Raw genomic sequence first — 3,807 nt, 5'->3', positions numbered from 1 at the left:
CGGAACGCTTCGGACTTCAACAGCCGCTGCAGGAATGCCACGTTGGTGGACAGGCCGACCACGTGATAGGCCGCCAGCGCCTGGCGCATGCGTGCAAGCGCCTCATCGCGGTCCTTGCCCCAGACGATCAGCTTGGCGATCATCGGATCGTAGTAGGGGCTGATGGTGTCGCCTTCGCGCACGCCGGAGTCGATGCGAACACCAGCGGGGCCGTGGGCATCGCCGCCGCGCATGAACTGGACAGCGGGCGGCGTGCGCAGGAAGCGCAGCGTGCCGGTGGACGGCAGGAACTGCTTGTCGGGATTCTCGGCGTAGATGCGTGCTTCCAGCGCGTGGCCGTCAATGCGGAGTTGTTCCTGCTTCAGCGGTAGCGGCTCGCCGGCGGCCACACGCAATTGCCATTCGACCAGGTCCTGCCCGGTGATCATCTCGGTGACCGGATGCTCGACCTGCAGGCGCGTGTTCATCTCCATGAAGTAGAACGAGCCGTCCTGGTTGGCGATGAATTCGACCGTACCGGCGCCGACATAGCCGACGGCCTTGGCGGCGGCCACGGCAGCCTCGCCCATCGCGCGGCGGCGTTCTTCCGTCATGCCCGGCGCGGGCGCTTCTTCCAGCACCTTCTGGTGACGGCGCTGCACCGAGCAGTCGCGCTCGAACAGGTAGACGCAGTTGCCGTGGGTGTCGGCAAAGACCTGGATCTCGATATGGCGAGGGCGGGTCAGGTATTTCTCGACGAGCACCTTGTCGTCGCCGAAGCTGGCCGAGGCCTCGCGCTTGACCGAGGCGAGCGCCGCTTCGAAGGCATCGTCCGACTCCACCACGCGCATGCCCTTGCCGCCACCGCCGGCGCTGGCCTTGAGCAGCACCGGGTAGCCGATGCGGTCGGCCTCGCTGCGCAGCAGGCCGGGATTCTGGTCTTCGCCGTGGTAACCGGGCACCAGCGGCACGGAGGCCTTTTCCATCAGCTGCTTGGCCGCGCTCTTGCTGCCCATCGCGTGGATGGCCGAGGCCGGCGGGCCGATGAAGACGAGCCCCGCCGCGGCACAGGCCTCGGCAAAGCCCTCATTCTCCGAGAGGAAGCCGTAGCCGGGATGGATCGCCTGCGCCCCGGTTGCCTTCGCCATCTCGATGATGTGGTCGGCGCGCAGGTAGCTGTCGCGCGCGGCGGCGCCGCCGATATGGACGGCCTCGTCGCAGAAGGCGACGTGGCGCGCATCGGCGTCGGCGTCCGAGTACACCGCGACGGTGCGGATGCCCAGCCGGCGGCAGGTGGCGGCGACGCGGCAGGCGATTTCACCGCGGTTCGCGATCAGGATCTTGTTGAACATGGTTTCTCCTGGGGAGGGGCGGGCGGTGTCAGCCGCGACCGCTGCCGCATGCAGGCAGCGGACAGGCGCTGCCTCGGCATGCTGCCGGGGGTTTTCTTGATAGGGGTGTCGCGTGTGGCTTAAGCCGGCTTCCAGGCAGGCGAACGCTTTTCCAGGAAGGCGCGCACGCCTTCGCGGCCTTCTTCCGAGGCGCGGATGGCGGCGATGCGGTCCGCCGTATCGGCCAGCAGGTCGTCATCAATCATGCGGCCCGCAACTTCCTGCACCAGACGCTTGCTCTCGCGCACGGCGTTGGGGCTGTTGCCGACCAGCGCCGCCGAGATCTCCTCGACCTTGGCGTCGAGCGCATCGGCCGGCACCACGGCGTGGACAAAGCCCAGGCGCAGCGCTTCGGCGGCGTCGAAGCGCTCGGCGGTGATGAAGTAGCGGCGCGAGGCCTGCTCGCCCATGGCGCGGATCACGTACGGGCTGATGGTGGCGGGCAGCAGGCCCAGGCGCGCTTCCGACAGGCAGAAGTGCGCATGGTCGGCGGCCACCGCGATATCGCAAGCCGCGACAAGGCCCACGCCACCGGCGTAGGTGTCGCCCTGGATGCGCGCGATGACCGGGCGCGGGCAGGACCAGATGGCGTGCAGCATCTTGGCCAGCGCGAGTGCGTCGGCGCGGTTCTCGTCGTTCGAGTAGCCGGCCATCTTCCTCATCCAGTTCAGGTCGGCGCCCGCGCAGAAGGCAGGGCCGTTGCCGGCCAGGACGATGGCCCGCACGTCGTCGTGGCTGCCGAGCGCGCGGAAGGCCTCGGTCAGTTCGGCGATGACGGTCTCGTTGAACGCGTTGCGCACGTCCGGACGGTTCAGCGTAACGGTCGCCACATGGCGGGCGATGGTGACGGTAAGCGTGGTGAATTGCATGGCGGTCTGGCTTGAGTGAGCGTCGGTAGTGGCAGGCTTACATGCGGAACACGCCGAACTTCATATCGTCGATCGGCGCGTTCAGGCTGGCCGACAGCCCCAGCCCCAGCACCGTGCGCGTCTGCGCCGGGTCGATCACGCCGTCATCCCACAGCCGGGCGCTCGCGTAGTACGGGTGGCCCTGGTGTTCGTACTGGTCGCGGATCGGCTGCTTGAACGCGTCTTCCTCTTCCTGGCTCCACTGGCCGCCCTTCGCCTCGATGCCATCGCGGCGCACGGTCGCCAGCACGCTCGCGGCCTGCTCGCCGCCCATCACCGAGATGCGCGCGTTCGGCCACATCCACAGGAAACGCGGCGAATACGCGCGGCCGCACATGCCGTAGTTGCCGGCGCCGAACGAGCCGCCGATGATCACCGTGAATTTGGGAACCTGTGCGGTCGCCACCGCCGTCACCATCTTGGCGCCGTTGCGCGCAATGCCTTCGTTCTCGTACTTGCGGCCCACCATGAAGCCCGTGATGTTCTGCAGGAACACCAGCGGAATCTTGCGCTGGCAGCAGAGTTCGATGAAGTGCGCGCCCTTGAGCGCCGCTTCCGAGAACAGGATGCCGTTGTTGGCCACGATGCCGACCGGGTAGCCCCAGATGCGCGCGAAGCCGCATACCAGCGTGGTGCCATAGCGCGCCTTGAATTCGTCGAACTCGGAGCCATCGACGATGCGCGAGATGACCTCGCGCACGTCGAACGGCTTGCGCGTGTCGGTCGGGATCACGCCGTACAGTTCTTCCACCGGATACAGCGGTTCGGCCGGCTCATGCAGGCGGATCTGGTCGGGCTTGCGCCGGTTCAGGTGCCCCACGATATTGCGCGCCAGCGACAGCGCGTGATGATCGTTCTGCGCGAAATAGTCGGCCACGCCCGATAGGCGCGTGTGGACATCGGCACCGCCAAGGTCCTCGGCGCTGACCACCTCACCTGTTGCGGCCTTCACCAGCGGCGGGCCGGCGAGGAAGATGGTGCCCTGGTTCTTGACGATGATCGACTCGTCGCTCATCGCCGGCACGTAGGCGCCGCCGGCCGTGCACGAGCCCATCACCACGGCGATCTGCGGGATGCCCTGCTTCGACAGGTTGGCCTGGTTGTAGAAGATGCGGCCGAAGTGGTCGCGATCGGGGAACACCTCGTCCTGGTTCGGCAGGTTGGCGCCGCCCGAGTCCACCAGGTAGATGCAAGGCAGGTTGTTCTCCTCGGCAATCTCCTGCGCGCGCACATGCTTCTTGACCGTCATTGGGTAGTACGTACCGCCCTTGACCGTCGCGTCGTTGCAGACGATCACGCATTCCTGCCCGGCCACGCGGCCGATGCCGGTGATGATGCCGGCGCCCGGGGCGGCATTGTCGTACATGTCGTATGCCGCTAGCTGCGACAGCTCCAGGAACGGCGTGCCCGGGTCCAGCAGTTGCTGCACGCGGTCGCGCGGCAGCAGCTTGCCGCGCGACAGGTGCTTGTCGCGCGCGGCATCGCCGCCGCCTTCGGCGAGCTTCGCCACCTTGGCCTTGAGGTCGGCC

General features: G+C 67.5%; 3 protein-coding genes. All 3 read right to left on the bottom strand.

Translation table 11 applies throughout. The features are described 5' to 3' along the window. Positions 1-1,331, bottom strand: a 1,331-nt coding sequence (locus tag AC3FKG_RS29630; protein ID WP_488744851.1) for an acetyl-CoA carboxylase biotin carboxylase subunit, incomplete at its 3' end; no start/stop codon positions are given. Between the two features lie 119 nt (positions 1,332-1,450). Continuing rightward, complete coding sequence (locus AC3FKG_RS29625) at positions 1,451-2,239, bottom strand: enoyl-CoA hydratase/isomerase family protein (RefSeq protein ID WP_488744850.1); 789 nt, start codon at positions 2,237-2,239, stop codon at positions 1,451-1,453. A 37-nt stretch (positions 2,240-2,276) separates the two neighbouring features. Further along, the coding region (locus AC3FKG_RS29620; RefSeq protein ID WP_488744839.1) for a carboxyl transferase domain-containing protein at positions 2,277-3,807 on the bottom strand (1,531 nt) is incomplete at its 5' end.

This window comes from Cupriavidus sp. 22TCCZM04-2 (assembly GCF_057798895.1).
The sequence above is the reverse complement of the archived record's forward strand: the minus strand, read 5'-3'. Positions and strand labels throughout refer to the sequence as shown.

What these genes read in the sequence shown, in the direction of transcription:
- AC3FKG_RS29625 (WP_488744850.1), bottom strand. Translation starts at nt 2,239, where the DNA reads ATGCAATTCACCACGCTTACCGTCACCATCGCCCGCCATGTGGCGACC.